Origin of the sequence: Mycolicibacterium setense, assembly GCF_000805385.1 — a bacterium.
GTDB lineage: Bacteria > Actinomycetota > Actinomycetes > Mycobacteriales > Mycobacteriaceae > Mycobacterium > Mycobacterium setense.
The window spans coordinates 439,212-460,037 of record NZ_JTJW01000009.1; the positions used below are offsets into that span (position 1 = coordinate 439,212).

Below are 20,826 nucleotides of genomic sequence, written 5' to 3' on the forward strand. Positions count from 1 at the left end.
CGAGTGTGCTTGCTGCGCAACGGATTTCCGGAATTCGGTCGACCACCTGGATCGTGCCGGTGTTCCCACCTGGGGAGTCGGTGAGCGGGGCCGGGCGCCTGGCCGCGGGCTCCCGCTCACCGACAACTGTAGCGCGGTCAGTGCTCGCGGGGTGCGAACGCCGCGGTGAACGGGTCGCGTTGCGGCATGGCCGGGGCCGATGCGCCGGACTGCAATTGGCCCTCGCGTGCGGATCGTGGCGCCGCGGCGATGTCCCAGTGGGGGTGTGCTTTGAGGACCGTGGTGGCGGCGGTTTCGACCTTGGCGGGGTCAATGTTGCCGTTGTCGTCGAGCAGGTCGTCGACCTGGGCGCCGTCGCGCCACACGTCGGAGGGGTCACGGAACCGGTTGGCCACCAGCCGCTCGACCTCGCTGCGCTGCAGCACGGCGAGCCGTTCGCGCAGGGTGTCGCGTTCGGCCTCTGTGTCGCGCAGCTTGCGCCGGTACTTGGCGGCCTCACGGTTGCCGCCGGCGTCGTCCTGGTCGCCGTCGTCGTCGGCCGGGGTGTCGTCGGGTTGCGCGCCGTCCTGGTCGCCGCCTGCGGCCTCGGCGTCGCGGTCGGGGGTCTCGGGATCGGCGTCGACGGGCAGCCCTGAGCCGGATTGCATGGTGTCGGTGTCGGCGGGGCCGAATGATGCGGTGAACTCGTCGGCCGCTGAGGCGAACTCGTCGAACTCCGGGGTGGTGGCGGGGTCAGTCATCGTTGGTTGTCCTTTCGTGGGAGGACCGCGGGTGCGATCCATGCGGTTGTGGTGGTTGTGGTGATGCCGTGCTCGTCGAGTTCGTGGGTGGTGACGGTCGCGGGACCGGTCGGGATCGGTGGCGCGTCGCCGGGCAGCGGTGTGCGGGGCACGATGTCGCGCGGGGCCCGGTGGTCGCGGGCCCGGGCGAGCTCGGCGCGCATGGCGTCGCCGAGATCGTCGGGGCGGTCGTCGTCAATCATGCGAGTACTCCTGTGTGGTGCGAGCAGTGCCGAGCGGGGTTGAACAGCTCGGCCGGGCGAGTGTGGGCAAGGGCAGTCCGCGTGTCGTGCAGCATTCGCCGTAGCGTCGGCGTGGTCTTGGACCGGCGGAACGGTTCGACCGGCACGTGGTACTCGGCGGCCAGCGGATCGGCCAGGGCGGCATAGCGTTCGGGCACCGCGGCGGCCAGCACGAGGTAGTGCTGTGCGGCTTGGCACCAGTCGGCGCGCGGATCGGTCGCGACGTCGCCGAGCGCGGCACCGAACGTAATCGCGATGCGGTCACCGAACGGGCCGGCGGTCCGCAGGTAGTACCCGAACCCGCGCACCGTGGGCACGTAGTGCACACCGCAGGTGCAGCGCGCATCGAGTCGCAGCACACACCGGCCGCTCGGGCACAGTGCGTCGAACAGGGCCGGCCCGGGCCGCAGCAGGGCGCCGGACTGTTCGAACGGTGAGCGCAGCCGCGGCGGGTCGAGGTTGAGTTTCCATACGCGCCAGCCGAATCGGCCGGGGTGTGTGTCGATCACGTGCGGGGTGGTCACGATGCGGCCACCCGGTGGGGCGGTTGGCCACGGTCGGTGGTGGTGTTGACCCGGCCGGCCACGACACCGACCGGGCGCCGACTCACCGGGAGGGAATCGTGCCATCGTCGACAGTGGGCCAGAGCCGGGCACCGGTGGCACAGCGCGAGGGCCTGGCCGATGCGGGCGGCGCGGATCTCGTCGTCTTCACCCGGCGGGCCACCGTCGAACAGGTGGGATCGGCCTCGACAGCGTGCGCCCGGCAATGCGGGTGCGGCACCGAGCGCGGCCATCAGTGCGTCGAGTTGGTTCATCGTCAGCCGGCCTCGTCGCAGTTCTCGGCGTGGCCGCGGTCGACCGGCCACCGGCACACCGGGCAGCGTTCGGCGTCCCGTGCGGCCTTCTGGCGGCGTGCCGGCGGTACGGCGGTGTGGGTGTCTCGTGGGTCTGGCCGGATCACGGTGTCTCCTCGCGTGTGTGGCGCGGTTCGGTGAAATCGACCGGGGCCCGGGCGTTGTCGGGTAGGTCGATCACGGGTGCGATCGGTGCTGCCGCGAGGCGCGCTACGCACGGCACACGGCGTCGCCGGCCGTCGGGCGTCGCGCACCATTGCCCGGGTGTGGCGTGGCAGTTCGGGCATTCGACGGCGCCCGCGCCGGTGTTCTCGTAGGCGTCTGGGATTGCTCGGCCGGATCGCTGCATGGCGTTCCTCCTCGGCGACGGTTGGCGGCGCTGTTGGCGGGCGGCATCGAGGTCGACGACATCGGCGGCGGTGCGGGGGTCGGGGCGGCGCTTCACGATGCCGCCCGGCGGAAATTGGCGTGTCCGGGGCAGTCGGTCAAGTCGTCGAGACGTCCGAAGTCGTCGCAGCGTGGGCAATCGTCGATCGCGGCGCGGATGGCCGCGCGGTGCTGGCTCTCGTCGTCGGCCTCGGCCGCGCAGTCGGCCTCGTATGCCTTCCGGGCCTCCCCGCACGACCAACACGGGTCCGTGCCTTCGGTGCCGATGTGCTTGGCGCAGACCACCTTGCCGCTCGCCGTGAGGTGGAACGGGGGTACTTCTTCGGATGGGATTTTGAGGCGTGGGGCGTTGCTCGACTGGTGTTGCTCGGCGGATTCCGGTTCATCGGCGGCCGAGACCGCGCTTCTCCCCCCTTCTTCAAGTTCTCCAGTAATAGGAAGATTGGCCGGATCCGGCCAATGGGAGTGGCCACTTTCGTCCAATGGGAGTGGCCGGATACGTCCACTCGGTGGGCCACTTTCGTCCAATGGCTGGTCAGAGCCTTGGCCACTTTCGTCCAATGGCTGGTCAGAGGCTCGATGTGATGGCCGGTCAGGAACTCGATATGCCTGCGCCCGATCGCCGGTGAACGTCTTTGCTGGAATCGCCAATATCGCCCCCGCGTTCTCCAGCCTGAGCAGAGCTCGCCCCACCGACTTTCGATGCACGCCACCCAACAACTCGCCGATTTTGTCCTGGCTTGCACGCCACCACATTTCGCCGTCGACTGTCAGGCGGCCGTGGTTCTCACCCGGCAATCCGGTCACATATCGGACCAACGCCAGGATGGCGGCGCCGTCGAACCCGACGCGACCGATGTCGGCGGGCAGCACCATGAGGAAGTCGGGCGGCCTCATCGGCTCTCCGATCGTGGGCAGCGCAGCCCGGGACCACTCACCCGCGGGCGAGTGGTCCCGGTGCGGCGTTCGAATGTCACGGGGTGATGTGCCCCTGCTGAATGTCGGCGGCCTGGATCAGGATCGCGGCCAACTCGCGTGCGGCGTCCGCCGACATCCGGATGATCTTCGCGGGGCGATGCTTGCTGCCGTCCCACTGCTCGAGTGCGAGTTCGACACCGTCGTAGTGAGCTTCGACCGCGGTGGTGGGGCTTACCCACAGTTGCGCCTTGCGCACGCTGCCCTCGGGGATGAGCGGCACGCCGGGTAAGAGCTTGGCGCAGTAGGGTTGTCGGGCATTGTGACGCTCGTTGGACGCGTGATCACACCAGCTTGCGTGCTCGGTCATCGCGATACCGCCTCGGCGGCCTCGATGGTGCCGGCAGCCTTATCGAGCGCGACGGTTGCCAACCTCAGCAGGTTCAGACCGGCTACAACGTCGGTGACGGCGAACAATGGGGCATCGGCGGGCAGTTCCCGCAGCACCGTGTTGACCTCCGCGCGGATGGTGTCGATCTGGGCAGTCGCGGCACCGAGCCTGCGCGGCGCGGCCGGTTCGGTGCCGGGTGGCACGTACTGCCGGCAGAACGCGCACTCGTCGGGGCCATCCGTGGGCACAGTGCAGTGACGGCACTCGGTGATCGTGGGTAGAGTCGTCATCGGGTCAGAACTCCTGTTCGTAGATGGGTGGGGTGTTCTCCAGAAGGGCCTCGGTGGCAGCCGGGGCCCTTCGCATATCCGGCGTATGGTCGTCGTCGACCAGGCCAAGGTCCGCGTGATCGACCTGCGGCAGCGTCCGCACCATCAGGCCACGCCCCGCGGGTCGTCGGTGCGCTGCATAGTGTTGGCGTCCAGGTACTCCTGCACGTCAGACCACCGGTAGATGACTTTCTTCGGCCCGATCTTGATGAACTTGGGGCCGGCGCCTCGGTAACGCAGTTGCGCCAGTCCGGCCTCGGTGGTGTGCAGGTAGGCCGCCACCTCCTTGGGCGTTGCGGTGTCGTTGGCCATTGGTTCCTCCACTCGAAAAACTGATCGACCCGATGCGCTACTGCATATGTTTGCGCATCAACAGTTAAAGTTTGACTGTCAACAAGCAGAGAATCACAGTGATCGTGGCTTGTCAATGTTCACTTGTTGACTGTCAAAGTTTGTGTGTCACGATGGGTGACATGGCTGGACGAGTACCCGACGCAGGGGCTACCGCAAAGACCGTCACCGAGAACGTCAGGAAGCTGCGAAAACTGCAGAACCTGACGTGGACACAGCTATCCGAACGCCTGGAAGCGATCGAGTGGATATTGACCCCGGTAGCCATCAAAAACATCGAAGCGGGAAAACGACGGGTAACAGTCGATGACTTGACGGCTTTAGCTGCGGCACTTGAAGTTTCACCTGTGAGCCTGCTCATGCCACCGGCAAACGAGGAGACAACTTCCGTCACCGCTACCGGTATTCAGGGCACGATCACGGCTGGACAGTTGTGGAACTGGCTCACATCCGACGATGCGGCACCGCAATTCGGAAAGGTCCGGATCGCCTACGTCTACACCGTTTGCCCGCCGTGGGTTGCCAAACGCAAAGACCGCGAGAATGCTCTACTGCTCCTTCAGGAGATCAACGACCAGCGGGAATCACGACCGGAATCTGGCGATGGCGACGATAAGTAGGTACGAAACATCGAGCGGTGCAACGCGTTACCGAGTTCGTTACCGTACGCCTGACCGCCGGCAGACGGACAAGCGTGGATTCAAGACCAAGCGGGACGCCGAAGCGTTCGCCGCCACGGTGGAGGTCGAGAAACTCACCGGCAGCTACGTAGCGCCCGCCCTCGGCAAGGTCACCGTCGGCGAACTCGGCCCAGAGTGGCTAGCACGCCAGAAAGCCATCATCAAGCCCTCGGCGTTCCACTCGGTCGAATCGGCCTGGCGCGTACATGTCGAACCACGGTGGGCGTCAAAGGCCATCGCGGACATCAACTTTTCTGAGGTTCAGTCGTGGGTCGCCGAGTTGGCCGGCCGCCGCAAGGGCACGGTAGTCAGGACCGCATACGACGTGCTGGCACGGATTCTCGACGACGCAGTGAAGGACCGGCGACTAGCGCGCAACGCGGCCCGGGGTGTCAAGCTCCCGGCGCGGTCGAAACGGAAGAACATCTATTTGACTGCCGAGCAGCTTCAGGCGCTCGCCGTCGAGGCGGGCCGGTACCGATCGCTGGTGCTGTTGCTCGGTATGGCCGGCCTCCGGTGGGGTGAGGCCGCGGCTCTGCGGGTCGGTGACATCGACTTCCTCAAGCGCAGGGTGGTGTTGCATGAGAACGCCGTCACGGTGGGCGCCGATGTCCACCTCGGCACGCTGAAGTCAGGCAAGGAACGCACGGTTGTGTTGCCCGAGTTCGTCGTTGACGAGCTGGCGAAGACATGCCGGGGCAAGCAGCACGGCGACCTGATCTGGCCGGCCCGTGAAGGCGGCCACCTCGGTCCCCCGTCGTCGCACGACTCGTGGCTGTCCGGTGCCGTCGAACGGTGCCAGACCGCGGCCACGGCGGCCAGGGCCAACGAGAGCAAGCGCGGCAAGGAACCGACCACGCCGGTTTTCCCACGGGTTACCGCGCACGCTCTGCGGCACACTGCGGCGTCGTTGGCGATCTCGGCGGGGGCGAACGTGAAGGTGGTGCAGCGGATGCTGGGGCACTCCTCGGCGGCGATGACGCTGGACGTGTACGCCGATTTATTCGACGACGACCTCACTGGAGTTGCCGACAAGTTAGATGAGACTGTGGGCAAAATGTGGGCAAAACGTACTCAGGCCGCAGTCTGAGCGACGGAAATATAGCCTCTACCAGCAACGTTCCGTGTCAAGTTCCGGTGCCCCCAGTCGGACTCGAACCGACACTTGGCGGATTTTAAGTCCGCTGCCTCTGCCAATTGGGCTATGGGGGCCGATCGGTAGCACGGTACCTGGGTGGCTAGCCACCGGCGGACATGCACCCTGGCACCCCGGGTAGTGCCGGCGGGCCGCGCTTGGTTGAATGAGGCCGCAGGGCAGGACAGCGACGGGGGCCGCATATGCCGAGCAGTATCGCGAATTCGATTGCCGTAGTTGCCGAACGGATCGCATCGGCATTGGGGCCACGGGCCATGCGGGTGATCGCCCGCTTCAACAAGTACGTCACCAACCCACTGCAGCGGCTGTGGGCGCCGTGGTTGCCCTATATGGCCGTCATCGAGCACACCGGCCGCAAGTCGGGCAAGCCGTACCGGACCCCGGTCATGGCGTTCGTCGACGCCAAGTCGGTCAGGGTGGTGCTGAACTACGGCGAGCACTCAGATTGGGTGCGCAATGTCCGGGCAGCCGGTTCGGCCCGCCTGGTACATCGGGGCCGGCGCTACCGGCTGAGCGATCCCCGCATCATCCCCGCCTGCGACCAGAAGGCCCGGTTGATCGCGTCGATAGGCCCGCGAGTCTGAGGTTGTGTGCGAGTTTCGGCCAGGATCTCGCACACAAGTTCAGGTTCGGGGAAGGCACCACCGGGCGTAGGCTCCCCATATCCCGACTCCCGGGAGGCTGCGATGCCCGAACTGGCCATCGAACTGCGCGACGTGGTGCGCGAGTACAAGGTCGGCGGCCAGACAGTGCGCGCCCTCGACGAGATCAGCCTCCAGCTCAACGGCGGCCAGTTCGTCTCGATCATCGGCCCCTCGGGCGCGGGCAAGAGCACGCTGCTGCATCTGCTCGGCGCGCTGGATTCCCCCGATTCGGGCTCGATCACCTTCGACGGCGAGGAGATCGGGCGCCTCGGCGACGAGCAGCAGTCGGCGTTCCGCCATCACCGGGTGGGTTTCGTGTTCCAGTTCTTCAACCTGTTGCCCACCCTGTCGGCGTGGGAGAACGTGGCCGTCCCGAAGCTGCTCGACGGGGTGCGGCTGGGCAAGGTCAAACCCCAGGCCGTGGAATTGCTGGACCGCGTGGGCCTGGGTAACCGGACCGAGCACCGGCCCTCCGAACTGTCCGGCGGCCAGATGCAACGCGTCGCGGTCGCGCGGGCCATGATGATGGACCCGCCGCTGATCCTCGCCGACGAACCCACCGGCAACCTCGACTCGACGACGGGTGCGGCGATCTTGACGCTGCTGGGCGAGGTCGCGCATGAGGAGGGGCTCGGCCGGCTGGTGGTGATGGTGACCCACAATGCAGATGCCGCGGCGGCCACCGATCGGGTGATCACGTTGCAGGACGGCCGGCTCGGCTCCGACGAGATGTCGGTGGTGCCGGGGTGAGACCCCACCGCGCGATAGCCGCCGCAGCCAGCCGGCTCCGCGTGTTCAGCCTGCGCGAGCTCACCGTGCACCGGCGACGCACTCTCGCCTCGATCGCCGTAATGGCCGTGTCGGCAATGTATCTCGTCGCGATCCTCGGCATCTTCGGGTCGATCACCGGATCGGTCAACCGCCTGGCCGACGGTGTCGCCGGCGTCGCCGCACTCGAAGTCTCGGGCGTCACCGACTCGGGCTTCCCAGACTCCGTCCTGGCCGACGTGGAAAAGGTGCCCGGCGTGGCGACCGCCGCGCCGATGATCCGGATGACCGCGCCCACCGCGAGCGAACCGGTGCTGCTGTTCGGCGCCGACGATCGCAGCCGCGCGTTGGAGGGCGCCCTGAAAGACGCGGTCGGAGTGCAGGTTCAAGCCCCCACAGCCGCCGAGGGGGTGCGCGTCGGGCCCGCCGTCGGCCATGAGAAAGGTGAGACGTTCCAGCTCGGCTCGGGAACGGTCACCGTCGCCGAAGTCCTTGAGGGCAAGCAACTCGCCGACCTCAACGGCGGCCACTACGTGCTGGCCCCACTCCCGTTGGCGCAGAACGTCACCGGACGCCTTGGCCAACTCGACTCGATCCTGATCACCACCGCACCGGGCGCCGACCTGGACACGGTCAGAGAACACGTGACCACAGCCGTGAACGGCCGGGCCATCGTCGCCGCGCCCAGCTTGCGGGCGGCGCGAGCCGGTGACGGCGTCAAATTGATGAACTACATGGCGCTGATGGGCGCCGCCGTCGCGTTGGTGGTGGGCGCGTTCCTCATCTACACGACGATGACCATGGCCATCGCCCAACGCCGCCCGGTCATCTCGATGCTGCGCGCCATCGGCGGCCGGCGCGCGACCATCGTCCGCGACATGCTCGCCGAGGCCACGATCCTGGGGCTGATCGGCGGCACCATCGGGTCGCTGTTGGGAATAGCGCTGGGCCGCATGGCGATCGGCCGCCTGCCACCGACGGTGACCCAGGGCCTCGAAGCTCGCATCGAATACTGGTTGCCGAGCTATGCGATCCCGGTGGCCATCGCCGCGACGGCGTTGACCAGTGTGGCGGCCTCGGCGATGGCCGCCCGGCAGGTGTACAAGGTCTCTCCGATCGAGGCGCTGGCCCCGGTCGGGGTATCGGCGGCGGACAACATTCCGCGCTGGTTGCGGGTCGCCACCGGCATCGCGGCGGTGGCGGTGCTGGCGGCGTCGATCCTGGTGGTGTTCTACCTGCCGGGATCAATGGCTTTCGTCGCGATCGCCGCGTTGTTCACCGCACAGATCGCACTCGGTTTCGCGCTGGCCGGGCCCATCGTCAAAGCCACCGCCGCGGTGGCTCACCTGTTCGGCTCGGCCGGGGCCCTGGCCGCAGCGACGGTGGAACGTGCGCCGCGGCGGGTGTGGGCCACCGTGATGACCGTGCTGATCGCCGTCGTGACGACCGTGGTGATCACGGGTACGAACAACGACATGATCCGGTCAGCGCGGGACGTCTTCGCGCCGGTCGCCGACGTCGACGTCTGGGTGAGCGCCAATTCACCCGACCAATACCCCACCGACCTTCTGCCGCAAGGTCTTACCGAGAACGTCACCGAGGTGCCCGGGGTAGCGAACGTCACCGAAGGTGCGCTGGGCTTCGCCGTGGTCGGCGGCACCCGCGTCATGCTCGACGGGTTCGCCCCCGGCAGCCACGACGCCCTCTTCCGCGCCCTGGACGACCAGACGCGCAGGGACGTGCTCGCCGGCCGCGGCGTGGTGCTCACGCAGAATCTCGGTAAGACGCTCGACGTGCGGGTCGGCGACAAACTGCGGTTGCAGACGCCGCACGGCCCGCAGGAAACGACGGTGCTGGCCCTGGTGCCGTACTTCTCGACGGTGATCGGCACCGTGGGCATGGGACTGGATCAGATGCGTGCGTGGTTCGACCGACCCGGATCGACGACCCTGCAGGTCACCGCCGTCAAGGGAACCGATCCAACCAGGCTGCTGGCCAACATCCGTCACGTCGTCCCCACGCCGAACCACACCTACGACGGCCGCACCGCACTGGCCGGCCTCGAGGCGCCGCTGCATCAGAGCATGCTGATCGCCAATGCCGTGTGGATCATCGTGGTGTTCGTCGCCGCCGTGGCGCTGCTCAACACCCTGACGCTGTCCGTACTCGAGCGGCGCCGCGAGATCGGGGTGCTGCGCGCCATGGGATCCAGCCGCCGCTACACGCTGGCCATGGTGCTGGCCGAGGCCGCGGCCATCGGCATCGTGGGCGGTGTCCTGGGACTGCTGGTGGGGCTGGTCGATCAGTGGCTGTTCAGCCTGGTCAGCGGGGACATCATGAATTTCGACGTCACGTTCCGGCCGAGCGCGATGGCGCTGGTCTTCACCCTCGGTGCGCTGGCGATCAGCCTGCTGGGCTCGCTGCCGCCCGCGCGACGGGCCGCGCGGCTCAACATCATCGAGGCGGTCAGCGTCGAATAGTCGCGACTCCCTGTAGATGTGGTGTGCACGGCGGCGGCACCAGCGTCCGGCGGGTGCTGCGGAGCGCGCTGGTGTCGAACCCGGCGGCGGCGATGGCGTCGACGGTGCGGCGGTTGGGCTCACAGCCCGAGGACAACCACGCCCACGGCTTGGCGATCAGATCCTGGAATCGCCCCATCATTCCGTCACCCCGCACATGCTCGAGGACGACCAACCGGCCATCGGGCGTCAGCACCCGGCGGATCTCGGCCAGGGTGGCGCCCACATCGTCGACCGAGCACAGCACCAGACCGACATGCACCGAGTCGAAACTGTTGTCCGGGAATGGAATCGACTCCCCCGCCCCATCGACCACATCGACGTCGATCCCGTGGCGCCGGGCCAGGGCGCGCGCCATCCGCCGCATCGCCGCATCGGGCTCGACCGCCGCGACAGACGTCACCGCGTCCGGCAGGAACAGCAGATCGGTGCCCGGTCCGACCCCGACCATGAGCAACCGGCCCGTCGCATGCCCCATCGCCGACCGCCGGTACCGGCGGTAGAACAGCCTGTCGAATATCGGCATACCGAGCCGATACACGTACGGGAACAACGGGTTACGGTGCTTCATCTACCTCGATTCAGGTCATTTCCCGACGCAGGGCGCGCTGGTGACGCGTTGCCCCTGGCCGGATACGTGCACATTGCCTCCGCACAGCGACGCCGCGAAGTTGTTGTTCCCGATCACCTCGGACTGACTGTTGGGGATCGCATACGAGGTGTTGTCGTTGCCCGTCACGTGATTCGTGCTGCCGAACGCGGCGCGGGCGTCGTTGTCGTTGCCGATCACGGTGGTCGTGCTGTCGTCACCGGCGAACACGAAATTGCGGTCGCCCTTCGCGCTGGCATTACTGCCGTTGATCGCGAGGACAAAGTTCCTGTCCCCGTCGGCGGTTGCGGTGCTGGCGTTCTGGCCCGGCAAGTCGAAGGCGACGGCCACGCTGCGGCCGCTGGTGTTCGCTGTGCTGCTGCCGGCTTGCACCACGCGGTGGCCGCCCGCCGAGACCGCCACGCCGCCGGTATTGACCTGCTGTGTCGACGATTCGGTTGACGGTGCGGCCCATGCCGTACCCACCCCGAAACACAGGGCCGCAACCGGGGCGCCGACGCATGCGCCGACGAATCTGGTCGATGTCCTCATTGGAACCCACCCTTTCCGGGTGCACGCCGCGGCACCCCATATCGTCTGCACGGTGGTGAGCGCCGATTGGTTCAATCCGAACTCCCCAGATCCAGTCGAAACGGTGGGTACTCGTCGGTCATCAGCGACACGTACACGGCCACCCGATACCGCCATCGCACCATGCCCATCAGCAGATCGAACATGTCCTGCGAGACCGTCCCGCGGGCCAGCAGCCGCACCGCCGAGATGACGCAAAGCACCTGCAGCAGCGGCTCCATCGCCCAGCACATGATGATCTGCGGAAGCCCCAACAGCCACCACTTCACCAGCACCGTCCACCTGGAGAGTTGTTCGGGATAGTCGACCTCGAGATCACCCGGATAGTCGGCCCGGGGCTTGAGCGTGAACGGCGGATACGCATCGGTGGTGTTCATCGGGAACCGGTAGTTCATCACCCGCCACGACCACCGAAGCACCCCGACATTGAAATCGAACAGCGGCCTCGGGTACCGGCCGGTGAACAAGATCGCCACTCCCGCAACGAAAGTCACCAGCGGGTACAGCAGGTAGAGCCCGATCAGGATCGGGTAGTGCGGCACGGCCAGCACGCACCACTTGACCAGCCACAGCCGGCTCGACGGCGCGTCGATCGCGCCGCGCACCCGTACCGCGTCAGCGGACATGTTCATCACTGCCTGCCGTCGTCGCGGTGGCGAGGTCCCGGCTGATTCCCGCGGCCATCCGGCGGTGGCTCACGACACGTAGGAACGTCGCCAACGCCCAGGTCATCAGGCGGTCCGGGACCATCGCGGCCGGTCGCAGCACTGCTTCACCGTGCGACACCTGGAGTGAAGCCACCCGGGACACCGCTGCGACCCGGCGCCGGCGGGACTTCTCGTACCAGCGCAGTGCACCGCACAGATCGCCGTCGGAGCGGTGGCCGCAATCCGAGATCGCCTTGCACAGCACCATCGTGTCGAGCAGCGCCTGGTTGGTCCCCTGCGCCAGCGTTGGTGGCATCGTGTGGGCCGCATCGCCCAACAACGTGAGCGCGCCGTGGCCCGGCCCGGGAATGGGGTGGCGGAAATGCGGATAGGGCGAGCGCGCCAGATCATCGTCGGTCAATGTCGCGAGCAGGCGATCGACCAGCTCGGACCATCCCGTGAAATTGGCGCGGATCACGTCGATCGGGCGTTCTGGCCTGACGAAGTCCGGTGACCACGGCAGATCGAACCACCACTGCACCTCGGCGCCTCCGGCCGGCCACAGGCCGAGGTTCCCGTGGTCCCCGACGATGACGAAGGCGACGTGCCGGTCGGCCCCGCCCGGAAGGGTGCCCAGTCCCTGCCAGCTGCACCAGCCCGTGGGCTCCGCGTGCGGCGCGCCGACGATCTCGCGGACGGTGGAGTGCAAGCCGTCCGCGCCGATCACCAGATCTCCGTCCGCGCAACTGCCGTCGGCGAAGTCGATGCGAACCCCGCGGCTGCCGTTCGTGACTCCGACAACCTGTCTGTTGCACCGAATCCGTTCCGCCGGAAAGCCTTCCAGCAGCCGTTCGAGCACGGTCCGGCGCGGGACCATCCGGACCGGCGCACCCATCCGGTTGACGATCGCCGTCACGTCGAGGGTGGTCATCGGGCGTCCCGTCGACGTCATCACCCGTACGGTGGACAGCTCCTGGCCCGCGCCGCCCATGTCGACGCCGAGTTGCCGGAGCACGGTTTCGCCGTTCGACCAGATGGTGACGGCGCCGCCGCCGGCCCGGACCTCGGGACGCTGCTCGAACACTGTGACGTCGTGGCCGTCCCGCAGCAATCCCCGAGCAATCGAGATGCCCCCCACCCCCGCACCGACAACGAGGATCCTCAGCGACCCTCGCGGCGCTGATCGAACGTGGTGCCGGCCCTGGGGCCGTTTTGAGCCCACGGCTCAATTTATGTCCGGCGCCGGGCCGCTGTACAGGTTTGTCGGTTACCGGCCTACCGAACTCCGCGCAGCCCAGCCGAGACGACCACCACCGGCCGCGGGAAACGCAGCGTCGCGCACGCGTCGTCGAGCGTCGTCTCAATGGCCCGGCCGAGCTCGGACAGATCGTCGGGGCCTGTGCCGATGTCGAATCCACCGCCGCCGACCCACACCCGGGTGAGCACCACGTCGCGCTCCCGGCGAATATCAGCCATCTCCGTCATCAGATCACCGACCGTCTCCGGAAATCCGGTGAAACTGTCTTTCCCCGAATCGATTTCGCGATACAAGCCGACGAGATCGACCCGAGGACCGGTCAGGACCGCGTCCACCGCGCCGGCAGCGGTCGCACCGAGGATCACCCGTTGCCGACGGTGCCGCACTGCACAGGAAACCAGCAGGCGAACCTGGTCGACGCTGTTGGTCACCACCCGGCCCACCCCGAGATTGGCGCTGCAGAACACCAGCTCGTCACCGTTGAACCCACCGGCGTGCACCACCAAGCGCATCGGATGGATACCCGTCCCGATTGCCGTCGCGAGATCTCCGCTGTTGCGGACCTCGACGGTCAACCCGTGATCGCGGGCCCATTTGGCCACGCTGTTGTCCCTCAGCGCCGAGGCGGGCAGGGCCAGTTCGACCGGATCAAGCGAGCGGCACCACGTGGCGCACCGGCGCATGCCCTCCTGCTCGCTCGGCTGCTGTGCCGTCGACGGCGCCGCCGATGTGGACCACAACCCTGTCGTCAGTGTCACCAGAACCTCTTCTTCACCGCGCCCCGGCCGGATGCCGCATGCGCCTGCTTCGAGCTTCCCGCTGCCACAGTGGCAGAACCAGGATCTTTGCGGTGTCTTGACGCGGACGGCCGAAACATTCACGCTGCGTTGATATCTCGTCTCATAGTGATCACTGAAGAGCGTCGGCCATCGGCCCGACCATCAGTGCCGGCAGATACTCCAGGCCGATCAGGAGCAGGGTGGAGGCGAATGTCAGTACGACGAAGGTGGGAGTGTGGGTCTTCAGCGTGCCGGCGGTGACGACACCGGGGCGCTGGGCGGCGAAAGTCCCGGCGATGGCCAGGACCGCGATGATCGGCAGGAAGCGGCCGATCACCATCGCCATCGCCAGCGCGACGTTGAACCACGTGGTGTTCCCGCTGAACCCGGCGAAGCCACTGCCGTTGTTGGCCGCCGAACTGATGAAGGCATACAGCACCTCGGCGAGCCCGTGCGGCCCCGAGTTGAGCATCGCCGCGCGCTGGCCGGGCAGCGCCATGGCGATCGCGGTGCCGACCAGAACCGCGATCGGCAGGGCAAGGAGGTGCAGGCTGACGAGCTTCACATGCCTGGCCTGCAGGCGCTGTCTGAGGTACTCCGGCGTCGTGCCGACCATCAGTCCGCCGAGGAAAACCGCCAGCAGCACCATCATCACCAGGCCGTACAGGCCGCTGCCCGCGCCACCGGGGGCCACCTCGCCGAGCATCATGTTCAGCATCAGCACTGCGCCGCCGAAACTGGCGAAACTGTCATACGACGAGTTCGCCGCGCCGTCACCGGACGCCGTGGCCGCCTGACCGAAAGTCGCGCTCCCGGGCACACCGAACCGCATTTCGGTGCCCTCCACCGGCGTACCGACGGCGTGGACGACGGTGCCGTGCGGCACCGATGTCGCCGCGATGAGGGCCACCGTCGCCAGTACGTAGAGCGACGCGACGACGGCGAACAGCGCCCAGCCCTGCCTGCGGTCCCCGACCATCACACCGAAGGTCCGCAGGAACGCCACCGGGATGAGCAGCATCGCAACGATTTCCACGACGTTGGTCAACGGTGTCGGGTTCTCGAACGGATGCGCACTGTTGACGTTGAAGGCGCCGCCACCGTCGCCCGACATCAACTTGATCGACTCCCAGGTGGCCACCGGACCACCGAGCAACGTCTGGCTGCCGCCGGAGATGGCCGAAACATCCTGAGCACCATGGACGTTGTTGACGACGCCGAGGGTCAGCAGGATCAAGGTGACGATCACCGACAGCGGCAGCAGGATCCGGACCACGGTGCGCACCAGATCCACCCAGAAGTTGCCGATCTCCTGGTTCTGATACTGTGCCAGCCCGCGGATCAAAACCACCGCGACGCACATGCCGACCGCAAGGCTCGTAAAGGCGTGCACGCCAAGGCCGGCCACCAGACCGACATGGCCGAGGGTCGCCTCACCCGGATAATTCTGCCAACTTGTATTGGTCGTAAACGAAATTGCCGTATTGAACGCTAATGCAGGCGTCATACCTTTATGACCCCATGGCTCGGGCAAATTCACCTGAAAAAGTAAAAGCCCGTACAGCAGCAGAACACTGACAGCCGAAAATGCCAGTACCGCACTCAGATAGCCGGTCCACCGCTGCTGCCCGTCTGACCGCACCCCGACCAGCCGGTAGATCACCCGCTCCACCCGCCAGTCAGTGCGTGCGGTGTAGACGGCCGCGATGTAATTACCCAGCGGGACATGCAGAAACACCACTAACGCGGCGATCGCGACCAGCTGGCCCCAGGCCGCCGGTCCCCACAGCGATGGATTGTCGATGACTCCAGCTCCTTCACGCGCCGACACTGTCGGCACACGGTAGGAACCAGCGCCGCGAGAAAGCGATGGCGATTACGTATTTCCTACGCCTCCGCCGGGTGCTGTTGACACCATCTTTACGCCGCTGACGAGGGCGGGGGCGGCCCCCGGGAAAGAACCCGTAAAGGTCCGGCAGCCGAGCGTAAAGAAGACATAAAGATCGTCGCCGGCCCCCGACGGCGGACGCACCCTTGATCAGTCGCCGAGAGCCGGCGGCCGTAAAACGTGTTGGAGAACCCATGTCCGTAGTGGTGTTCATCGTGCTGACAGTGGCGATCTTTGCGCTGCTGGGCCTGGTGCAGAAGTTGGTCGAAGGACTGTGAGCTACGAAAACATCGTCGGTCTGGGCCTGGCGATCCTCATCGCGCTGTTTCTCTTCGCGGCGCTGCTGTTTCCGGAGAGGTTCTAGTGACTACTACAACCGCGGGGATCGTTTTCCTCGTCGTCCTCGTCGTCGCGGTGGCTGCTGTGCACGTACCGCTCGGCGATTACATGTACCGCGTCTACACCAACGACAAGCACTCGCGGGCCGAACGCGTCATCTACCGCCTGATCGGCGCCGACCCGAAGGCCGAGCAGACCTGGGGCGCCTATGCCCGCAGCGTGCTCGCCTTCTCCGCGATCAGCGTCCTGTTCCTGTTCATCCTGCAGCTGGTGCAGGGCAGATTGCCGCTGCACCTCAACGATCCAGGCACTCCGATGACACCGGCGCTCGCCTGGAACACCGCCATCAGCTTCGTGACCAACACGAACTGGCAGGCCTATTCGGGTGAATCAACCCAGGGCCACCTGGTGCAGATGGCCGGCCTGGCGGTGCAGAACTTCGTCTCGGCCGCGGTCGGCATGGCCGTGGCGATGGCCTTCGTTCGTGGCCTGGTCCGGCGTAACACCGGCGACCTCGGCAACTTCTGGGTCGACCTGGTGCGCGGCAATCTTCGTATCCTGCTGCCGATTTCGATCGTCGGCGTACTGATCCTGCTCGGAGGCGGCGCGATCCAGAACTTCGCGCTACACAGCGAGGTCGTCAACACCCTCGTCGGCGGCACCCAGACCATCCCGGGTGGCCCGGTCGCCAGCCAGGAGGTCATCAAGCTGCTCGGCACCAACGGCGGCGGCTTCTACAACGCCAACTCCGCGCACCCGTTCGAGAACCCCACCACCTGGACCAACTGGGTGGAGATCTTCCTGATCCTGATGATCCCGTTCTCGCTGCCGCGCGCATTCGGACGGATGGTCGGTAACCCCAAGCAGGGGTACGCGATTGCCGCGGTGATGGGAATCATCGCGACCATCAGCGTCAGTCTGATGATGCTGTTCCAGCTGCAGGCCCACGGCACCGTCCCCACCGCCGCGGGTTCGGCGATGGAAGGTGTCGAGCAGCGGTTCGGTATCGCCAACTCGGCTGTGTTCGCGGATGCGACGACGCTGACCTCGACCGGCGCGGTGGACTCGTTCCACGACTCCTACACCAGCCTCGGCGGCATGATCACGATGTTCAACATGCAGCTCGGTGAGGTCGCTCCCGGCGGCGTCGGCTCCGGCCTGTACGGCATGCTGGTGCTGGCGATCCTCACCGTGTTCGTCGCGGGCCTGATGGTCGGCCGCACCCCGGAATACCTCGGCAAGAAGATCACCCCGCGCGAGATCAAGCTGGCCGCAACCTATTTCCTGATCACTCCGCTGCTCGTACTGACCGGCACCGCGGTGGCCATGGCCATGCCGGGCCAGCGGGCGGGGATGCTCAACACCGGGCCGCACGGCCTTTCGGAAGTGCTGTACGCCTTCACGTCGGCCTCCAACAACAACGGCTCCGCGTTCGCCGGCATCAGCGTCAACACCGAGTGGTACAACACCGCCCTGGGCCTCGCGATGGTGCTCGGCCGGTTCCTGCCGATCATCTTCGTGCTGGCGCTGGCCGGATCCCTGGCCCGCCAAGGCAGGACACCCGAATCCGTCGGCACACTGCCCACCCATCGGCCTCAGTTCGTCGGCATGGTCGCCGGCGTCACGCTGATCCTGGTCGCCCTCACCTTCTTGCCCGTGCTCGCGCTCGGACCCCTCGCTGAAGGAATTCACTGAAATGTCCGTACCTACCCTCGCTTCACCGTCGTCGCCCGCTCAGCAGAAACCCACTGGTTCCAATCGAATCAAGGGCGGCCTGCTGGACCCGAAGATGTTGTGGAAATCGACGCCCGACGCGCTGCGCAAGCTCGACCCACGCACGCTGTGGCGCAACCCGGTGATGTTCATCGTTGAGATCGGCGCTGTCTGGAGCACCATCCTTGCCGTGCTCAACCCGTCCTGGTTCTCCGGGCTGATCGTCGTCTGGCTCTGGCTGACGGTGATCTTCGCGAACCTGGCCGAGGCCGTCGCCGAGGGGCGCGGCAAGGCCCAGGCCGAGTCGCTCCGTAAGACCAAGACCTCCACGATGGCTCGTCGGCTGACCGGCTGGACCCCGGGGAGTCCAGGCCGCGAAGAAGATGTCGCCGCACCTCTGTTGCAGCAGGGCGACGTCGTCGTGGTCGAGGCCGGCCAGGTCATCCCCGGAGATGGCGATGTCGTGGAAGGCATTGCCTCAGTGGACGAATCGGCGATCACCGGTGAATCGGCCCCCGTCATCAGGGAGTCCGGTGGCGACCGCAGCGCCGTCACCGGCGGCACCACCGTGCTCTCCGACCGCATCGTCGTCAAGATCACCCAGAAGCCGGGCGAGAGCTTCATCGACCGGATGATCAACCTCGTCGAGGGCGCCAACCGGCAGAAGACCCCCAACGAGATCGCCCTGAACATCCTGCTGTCCTCGTTGACGATCATCTTCGTCTTCGCCGTCGCCACCCTGCAGCCGCTGGCCATCTTCTCCAAGGCCAACAACCCGGGTGTCGCAGACACCCTGGCGCTCAACGGAAACGGCATCTCCGGCATCGTCATGGTGTCGCTGCTGGTGTGCCTCATTCCCACCACCATCGGTGCCCTGCTCTCGGCGATCGGCATCGCAGGCATGGACCGGCTGGTGCAGCGCAACGTGCTGGCCATGTCCGGCCGCGCGGTCGAGGCCGCCGGTGACGTCAACACCCTGCTGCTCGACAAGACCGGCACCATCACGCTCGGCAACCGCCAGGCGGCCGCGTTCGTACCGCTGTCCGGTGTGACACCCGAGCAGCTCGCCGATGCGGCGCAACTGTCCAGCCTGGCCGACGAGACCCCGGAGGGGCGCTCCATCGTCGTGTTCGCCAAGCAGGAGTACGGGTTACGCGGCCGCACACCCGGCGAACTCGACCACGCGCACTGGGTGGAATTCAGCGCCAACACCCGGATGTCCGGTGTCGATCTTTCCGGTGACCATCGGCTGCGTAAGGGCGCCACAGGCGCGGTCGCCGAATGGATCCGCTCCGAAGGCGGTCGAGTGCCGACCGAACTCGGCGACATCGTCGACGGAATCTCCGCCGCCGGGGGAACCCCCCTTGCCGTCGGTCACGTGGTCGACGGAAAAGCCGAAGTGCTCGGCGTCATCCATCTCAAGGACGTCGTCAAACAGGGCATGCGGGAACGCTTCGACGAGATGCGCCGGATGGGTATCCGCACCGTGATGATCACCGGCGACAATCCGTTGACCGCCAAGGCGATTGCTGATGAGGCCGGCGTGGACGACTTCCTCGCCGAGGCCACGCCCGAGGACAAGATGGCGCTGATCAAGAAGGAGCAGGCCGGCGGCAAGCTCGTCGCGATGACCGGTGACGGCACCAACGATGCGCCCGCTCTGGCTCAGGCCGATGTCGGCGTCGCGATGAACAGCGGAACGTCGGCGGCCAAAGAGGCCGGCAACATGGTCGATCTGGACTCCGACCCCACCAAGCTCATCGAGATCGTCGAGATCGGCAAGCAGTTGCTGATCACCCGCGGGGCGCTGACCACATTCTCGATCGCCAACGACATCGCGAAGTATTTCGCGATCATCCCGGCGCTGTTCGTGGCCCTGTTCCCCGGCCTGGATCTGCTGAACATCATGCGGTTGCACAGCCCGCAATCGGCGATCCTGTCCGCGGTGATCTTCAACGCGATCATCATCGTTGCGCTGATCCCCTTGGCGCTCAAGGGCGTCCGATACACGCCGAGCAGCGCGTCCAAACTGTTGAGCCGCAACCTGTACGTCTACGGCCTCGGCGGCATCATCGCGCCGTTCATCGGCATCAAGCTGATCGACCTCGTCGTCCAACTCTTCCCGGGAATGTGACATGAAATTCTCCAACTTGCTCCGTCAACATGCAGCCGCCCTGCGGGCCCTTCTGGTGCTCACCGTGATCCTGGGCATCGGGTATCCGATCTTCATCTGGCTGGTGGCCCAGATCCCGGGCCTGCGCGACAAGGCCGACGGATCGCTGATCGAGGTGAACGGAAAGCCGGTGGGCAGCAGTCTGATCGGCCAGTCCTTCACCGATGCCGACGGCAATCCCCTACCCCGCTACTTCCAGAGCCGCCCGTCGATGGCCGGTGACGGCTACGACCCCATGGCCACCAGCGCGAGCAACCTGGGCCCGGAGAGCATCGTCGATGCACCCGACAAGCCGAGCCTGCTCACCCTGGTGTGCTCGCGCAGCGCCGCGATCGGAAAGCTCGACGGCGTCGACGGTGCCCGCCCGTTCTGCACCGGAGGCGGTGTCGGAGCGGTGCTGTCGGTGCTCGGTCCGCGGGACGCACGCGGAAACGTCATCCACCCGACACGGGTGATCAGCGTCAACGAGCCATGCGACACCGCGAGGGCGCCGTTCCTGGACGCCTATGAGGGCGTGCGGGTCGAATGCGCAAAGTCAGGTGAGGACTACAGCGCAGGCCAGATCGTGCCGATCCGCGGCAGCGCACCTGCCGAACCGCAGGTGCCGGCCGATGCGGTCACCGCCAGCGGCAGCGGGCTCGATCCGCACGTCTCGTTGGCCTACGCGGATCTGCAGGTCAACCGGGTGGCGAAAGCCCGCGGCCTGAACGCCGAACTGGTACGCGCCATGGTGGCCCAGCACACCGAGGGACGGACCTTGGGCTTCTTCGGTGAACCTCGGGTCAACGTACTCGAACTCAACATCGCCCTCGACTCGCTGTAGGCGCGAGGA

The 20,826-nt window shown here is 66.6% G+C and carries 26 protein-coding genes and 1 tRNA gene; 9 read left to right on the plus strand and 18 right to left on the minus strand.

Annotated features, from left to right (window positions below; translation table 11 throughout):
* Positions 1 to 137: 137 nt before the first annotated feature.
* The 11 genes from QQ25_RS30995 to QQ25_RS24755 form a co-directional block, all read right to left on the minus strand.
* Complete coding sequence (locus QQ25_RS30995) at positions 138 to 740, minus strand: hypothetical protein (RefSeq protein ID WP_052236041.1); 603 nt, start codon at positions 738 to 740, stop codon at positions 138 to 140.
* Positions 737 to 982 (minus strand): hypothetical protein, encoded by a 246-nt coding sequence (locus QQ25_RS24715; protein WP_039381574.1) that lies wholly within the window; start codon positions 980 to 982, stop codon positions 737 to 739. Before QQ25_RS24715 ends, QQ25_RS30995 begins: the two co-directional genes overlap by 4 nt.
* Positions 979 to 1,545 carry a hypothetical protein gene (locus QQ25_RS24720; protein WP_039381575.1) on the minus strand — a complete coding sequence of 189 codons (567 nt, stop codon included), beginning with the start codon at positions 1,543 to 1,545 and terminating at the stop codon, positions 979 to 981. The genes QQ25_RS24715 and QQ25_RS24720 overlap by 4 nt, the downstream gene beginning before the upstream one ends.
* Positions 1,542 to 1,838, minus strand: a complete 297-nt coding sequence (locus QQ25_RS24725) for a hypothetical protein (RefSeq protein ID WP_039381576.1) — start codon at positions 1,836 to 1,838, stop codon at positions 1,542 to 1,544. The genes QQ25_RS24720 and QQ25_RS24725 overlap by 4 nt, the downstream gene beginning before the upstream one ends.
* Before the next feature lie 2 nt (positions 1,839 to 1,840).
* Positions 1,841 to 1,984: a hypothetical protein gene (locus QQ25_RS31000; RefSeq protein WP_157847846.1), complete on the minus strand. Its 144-nt coding sequence runs from the start codon at positions 1,982 to 1,984 to the stop codon at positions 1,841 to 1,843.
* Positions 1,981 to 2,322: a zinc finger domain-containing protein gene (locus tag QQ25_RS24730; RefSeq protein WP_039381577.1), complete on the minus strand. Its 342-nt coding sequence runs from the start codon at positions 2,320 to 2,322 to the stop codon at positions 1,981 to 1,983. Before QQ25_RS24730 ends, QQ25_RS31000 begins: the two co-directional genes overlap by 4 nt.
* Positions 2,319 to 3,161 (minus strand): hypothetical protein, encoded by an 843-nt coding sequence (locus tag QQ25_RS30870; protein ID WP_131546216.1) that lies wholly within the window; start codon positions 3,159 to 3,161, stop codon positions 2,319 to 2,321. The genes QQ25_RS24730 and QQ25_RS30870 overlap by 4 nt, the downstream gene beginning before the upstream one ends.
* Before the next feature lie 76 nt (positions 3,162 to 3,237).
* Entirely contained in the window at positions 3,238 to 3,549 is a 312-nt protein-coding gene (locus QQ25_RS24745) for a hypothetical protein (protein ID WP_039381580.1), read from the minus strand.
* The gene (locus QQ25_RS24750) at positions 3,546 to 3,860 is read right to left on the minus strand and encodes a hypothetical protein (RefSeq protein WP_234711970.1); all 315 of its coding nucleotides are present in this window, start codon (positions 3,858 to 3,860) and stop codon (positions 3,546 to 3,548) included. The genes QQ25_RS24745 and QQ25_RS24750 overlap by 4 nt, the downstream gene beginning before the upstream one ends.
* Positions 3,861 to 3,864: 4 nt before the next feature.
* A complete protein-coding gene (locus QQ25_RS31005) occupies positions 3,865 to 4,005 on the minus strand; it encodes a hypothetical protein (protein WP_157847848.1) in 141 nt (46 codons plus the stop codon).
* Positions 4,005 to 4,211, minus strand: coding sequence for a helix-turn-helix transcriptional regulator (locus QQ25_RS24755; protein ID WP_039381581.1), 207 nt, complete (start codon positions 4,209 to 4,211; stop codon positions 4,005 to 4,007). Before QQ25_RS24755 ends, QQ25_RS31005 begins: the two co-directional genes overlap by 1 nt.
* Before the next feature lie 161 nt (positions 4,212 to 4,372).
* Between QQ25_RS24755 and QQ25_RS30270 the strand changes: the two genes are divergently transcribed.
* Both QQ25_RS30270 and QQ25_RS24760 read left to right on the plus strand, forming a co-directional pair.
* Complete coding sequence (locus QQ25_RS30270; RefSeq protein ID WP_082017678.1) at positions 4,373 to 4,870, plus strand: helix-turn-helix domain-containing protein; 498 nt, start codon at positions 4,373 to 4,375, stop codon at positions 4,868 to 4,870.
* The gene (locus QQ25_RS24760) at positions 4,854 to 6,020 is read left to right on the plus strand and encodes a site-specific integrase (protein ID WP_039381582.1); all 1,167 of its coding nucleotides are present in this window, start codon (positions 4,854 to 4,856) and stop codon (positions 6,018 to 6,020) included. Before QQ25_RS30270 ends, QQ25_RS24760 begins: the two co-directional genes overlap by 17 nt.
* Before the next feature lie 48 nt (positions 6,021 to 6,068).
* On the opposite strand, the gene QQ25_RS24765 is transcribed toward QQ25_RS24760, so the two are convergent.
* Positions 6,069 to 6,142 (minus strand) — tRNA-Leu (locus QQ25_RS24765).
* 198 nt (positions 6,143 to 6,340) lie between these two features.
* Between QQ25_RS24765 and QQ25_RS24770 the strand changes: the two genes are divergently transcribed.
* The 3 genes from QQ25_RS24770 to QQ25_RS24780 all read left to right on the plus strand — a co-directional run bounded on the left by QQ25_RS24770 (position 6,341) and on the right by QQ25_RS24780 (position 9,978).
* Entirely contained in the window at positions 6,341 to 6,670 is a 330-nt protein-coding gene (locus tag QQ25_RS24770) for a nitroreductase family deazaflavin-dependent oxidoreductase (protein ID WP_039381583.1), read from the plus strand.
* Positions 6,671 to 6,772: 102 nt separating this feature from the next.
* Positions 6,773 to 7,480: an ABC transporter ATP-binding protein gene (locus QQ25_RS24775; RefSeq protein ID WP_407661820.1), complete on the plus strand. Its 708-nt coding sequence runs from the start codon at positions 6,773 to 6,775 to the stop codon at positions 7,478 to 7,480.
* The gene (locus QQ25_RS24780; RefSeq protein ID WP_039324232.1) at positions 7,477 to 9,978 is read left to right on the plus strand and encodes an FtsX-like permease family protein; all 2,502 of its coding nucleotides are present in this window, start codon (positions 7,477 to 7,479) and stop codon (positions 9,976 to 9,978) included. The genes QQ25_RS24775 and QQ25_RS24780 overlap by 4 nt, the downstream gene beginning before the upstream one ends.
* Here the strand turns inward: QQ25_RS24780 and QQ25_RS24785 are convergent.
* From QQ25_RS24785 to kdpA (QQ25_RS24810), 6 genes are all read right to left on the minus strand, one after another.
* Positions 9,965 to 10,588 carry a class I SAM-dependent methyltransferase gene (locus tag QQ25_RS24785; protein WP_039324235.1) on the minus strand — a complete coding sequence of 208 codons (624 nt, stop codon included), beginning with the start codon at positions 10,586 to 10,588 and terminating at the stop codon, positions 9,965 to 9,967. The genes QQ25_RS24780 and QQ25_RS24785 overlap by 14 nt on opposite strands.
* Before the next feature lie 15 nt (positions 10,589 to 10,603).
* Positions 10,604 to 11,158, minus strand: a complete 555-nt coding sequence (locus QQ25_RS24790; protein WP_131546218.1) for a hypothetical protein — start codon at positions 11,156 to 11,158, stop codon at positions 10,604 to 10,606.
* Between the two features lie 71 nt (positions 11,159 to 11,229).
* A complete protein-coding gene (locus tag QQ25_RS24795; protein ID WP_039381775.1) occupies positions 11,230 to 11,802 on the minus strand; it encodes a DUF4389 domain-containing protein in 573 nt (190 codons plus the stop codon).
* A 10-nt stretch (positions 11,803 to 11,812) separates the two neighbouring features.
* Positions 11,813 to 13,009 (minus strand): FAD-dependent oxidoreductase, encoded by a 1,197-nt coding sequence (locus QQ25_RS24800; protein WP_234711977.1) that lies wholly within the window; start codon positions 13,007 to 13,009, stop codon positions 11,813 to 11,815.
* A 110-nt stretch (positions 13,010 to 13,119) separates the two neighbouring features.
* Positions 13,120 to 13,860 carry a type III PLP-dependent enzyme domain-containing protein gene (locus tag QQ25_RS24805; RefSeq protein ID WP_039381585.1) on the minus strand — a complete coding sequence of 247 codons (741 nt, stop codon included), beginning with the start codon at positions 13,858 to 13,860 and terminating at the stop codon, positions 13,120 to 13,122.
* A gap of 151 nt (positions 13,861 to 14,011) precedes the next feature.
* Complete coding sequence (kdpA, locus tag QQ25_RS24810) at positions 14,012 to 15,670, minus strand: potassium-transporting ATPase subunit KdpA (RefSeq protein ID WP_082017679.1); 1,659 nt, start codon at positions 15,668 to 15,670, stop codon at positions 14,012 to 14,014.
* 373 nt (positions 15,671 to 16,043) lie between these two features.
* On the opposite strand from kdpA (QQ25_RS24810), the gene QQ25_RS30280 reads away from it, so the two are divergent.
* Genes QQ25_RS30280 through QQ25_RS24830 form a run of 4 tightly spaced genes read left to right on the plus strand, consistent with a single transcriptional unit; the run spans position 16,044 to position 20,817 of the window.
* Positions 16,044 to 16,133 carry a potassium-transporting ATPase subunit F gene (locus tag QQ25_RS30280; RefSeq protein WP_064875884.1) on the plus strand — a complete coding sequence of 30 codons (90 nt, stop codon included), beginning with the start codon at positions 16,044 to 16,046 and terminating at the stop codon, positions 16,131 to 16,133.
* Positions 16,133 to 17,803 (plus strand): potassium-transporting ATPase subunit KdpA, encoded by a 1,671-nt coding sequence (gene kdpA, locus QQ25_RS24820; RefSeq protein ID WP_039381586.1) that lies wholly within the window; start codon positions 16,133 to 16,135, stop codon positions 17,801 to 17,803. The genes QQ25_RS30280 and kdpA (QQ25_RS24820) overlap by 1 nt, the downstream gene beginning before the upstream one ends.
* 1 nt (position 17,804) lies before the next feature.
* Positions 17,805 to 19,955, plus strand: coding sequence for a potassium-transporting ATPase subunit KdpB (gene kdpB / locus QQ25_RS24825; RefSeq protein WP_039381587.1), 2,151 nt, complete (start codon positions 17,805 to 17,807; stop codon positions 19,953 to 19,955).
* A gap of 1 nt (position 19,956) precedes the next feature.
* On the plus strand, positions 19,957 to 20,817 hold the full coding sequence (locus QQ25_RS24830; RefSeq protein ID WP_039381588.1) for a potassium-transporting ATPase subunit C: 861 nt from the start codon (positions 19,957 to 19,959) through the stop codon (positions 20,815 to 20,817).
* Positions 20,818 to 20,826: the final 9 nt, after the last annotated feature.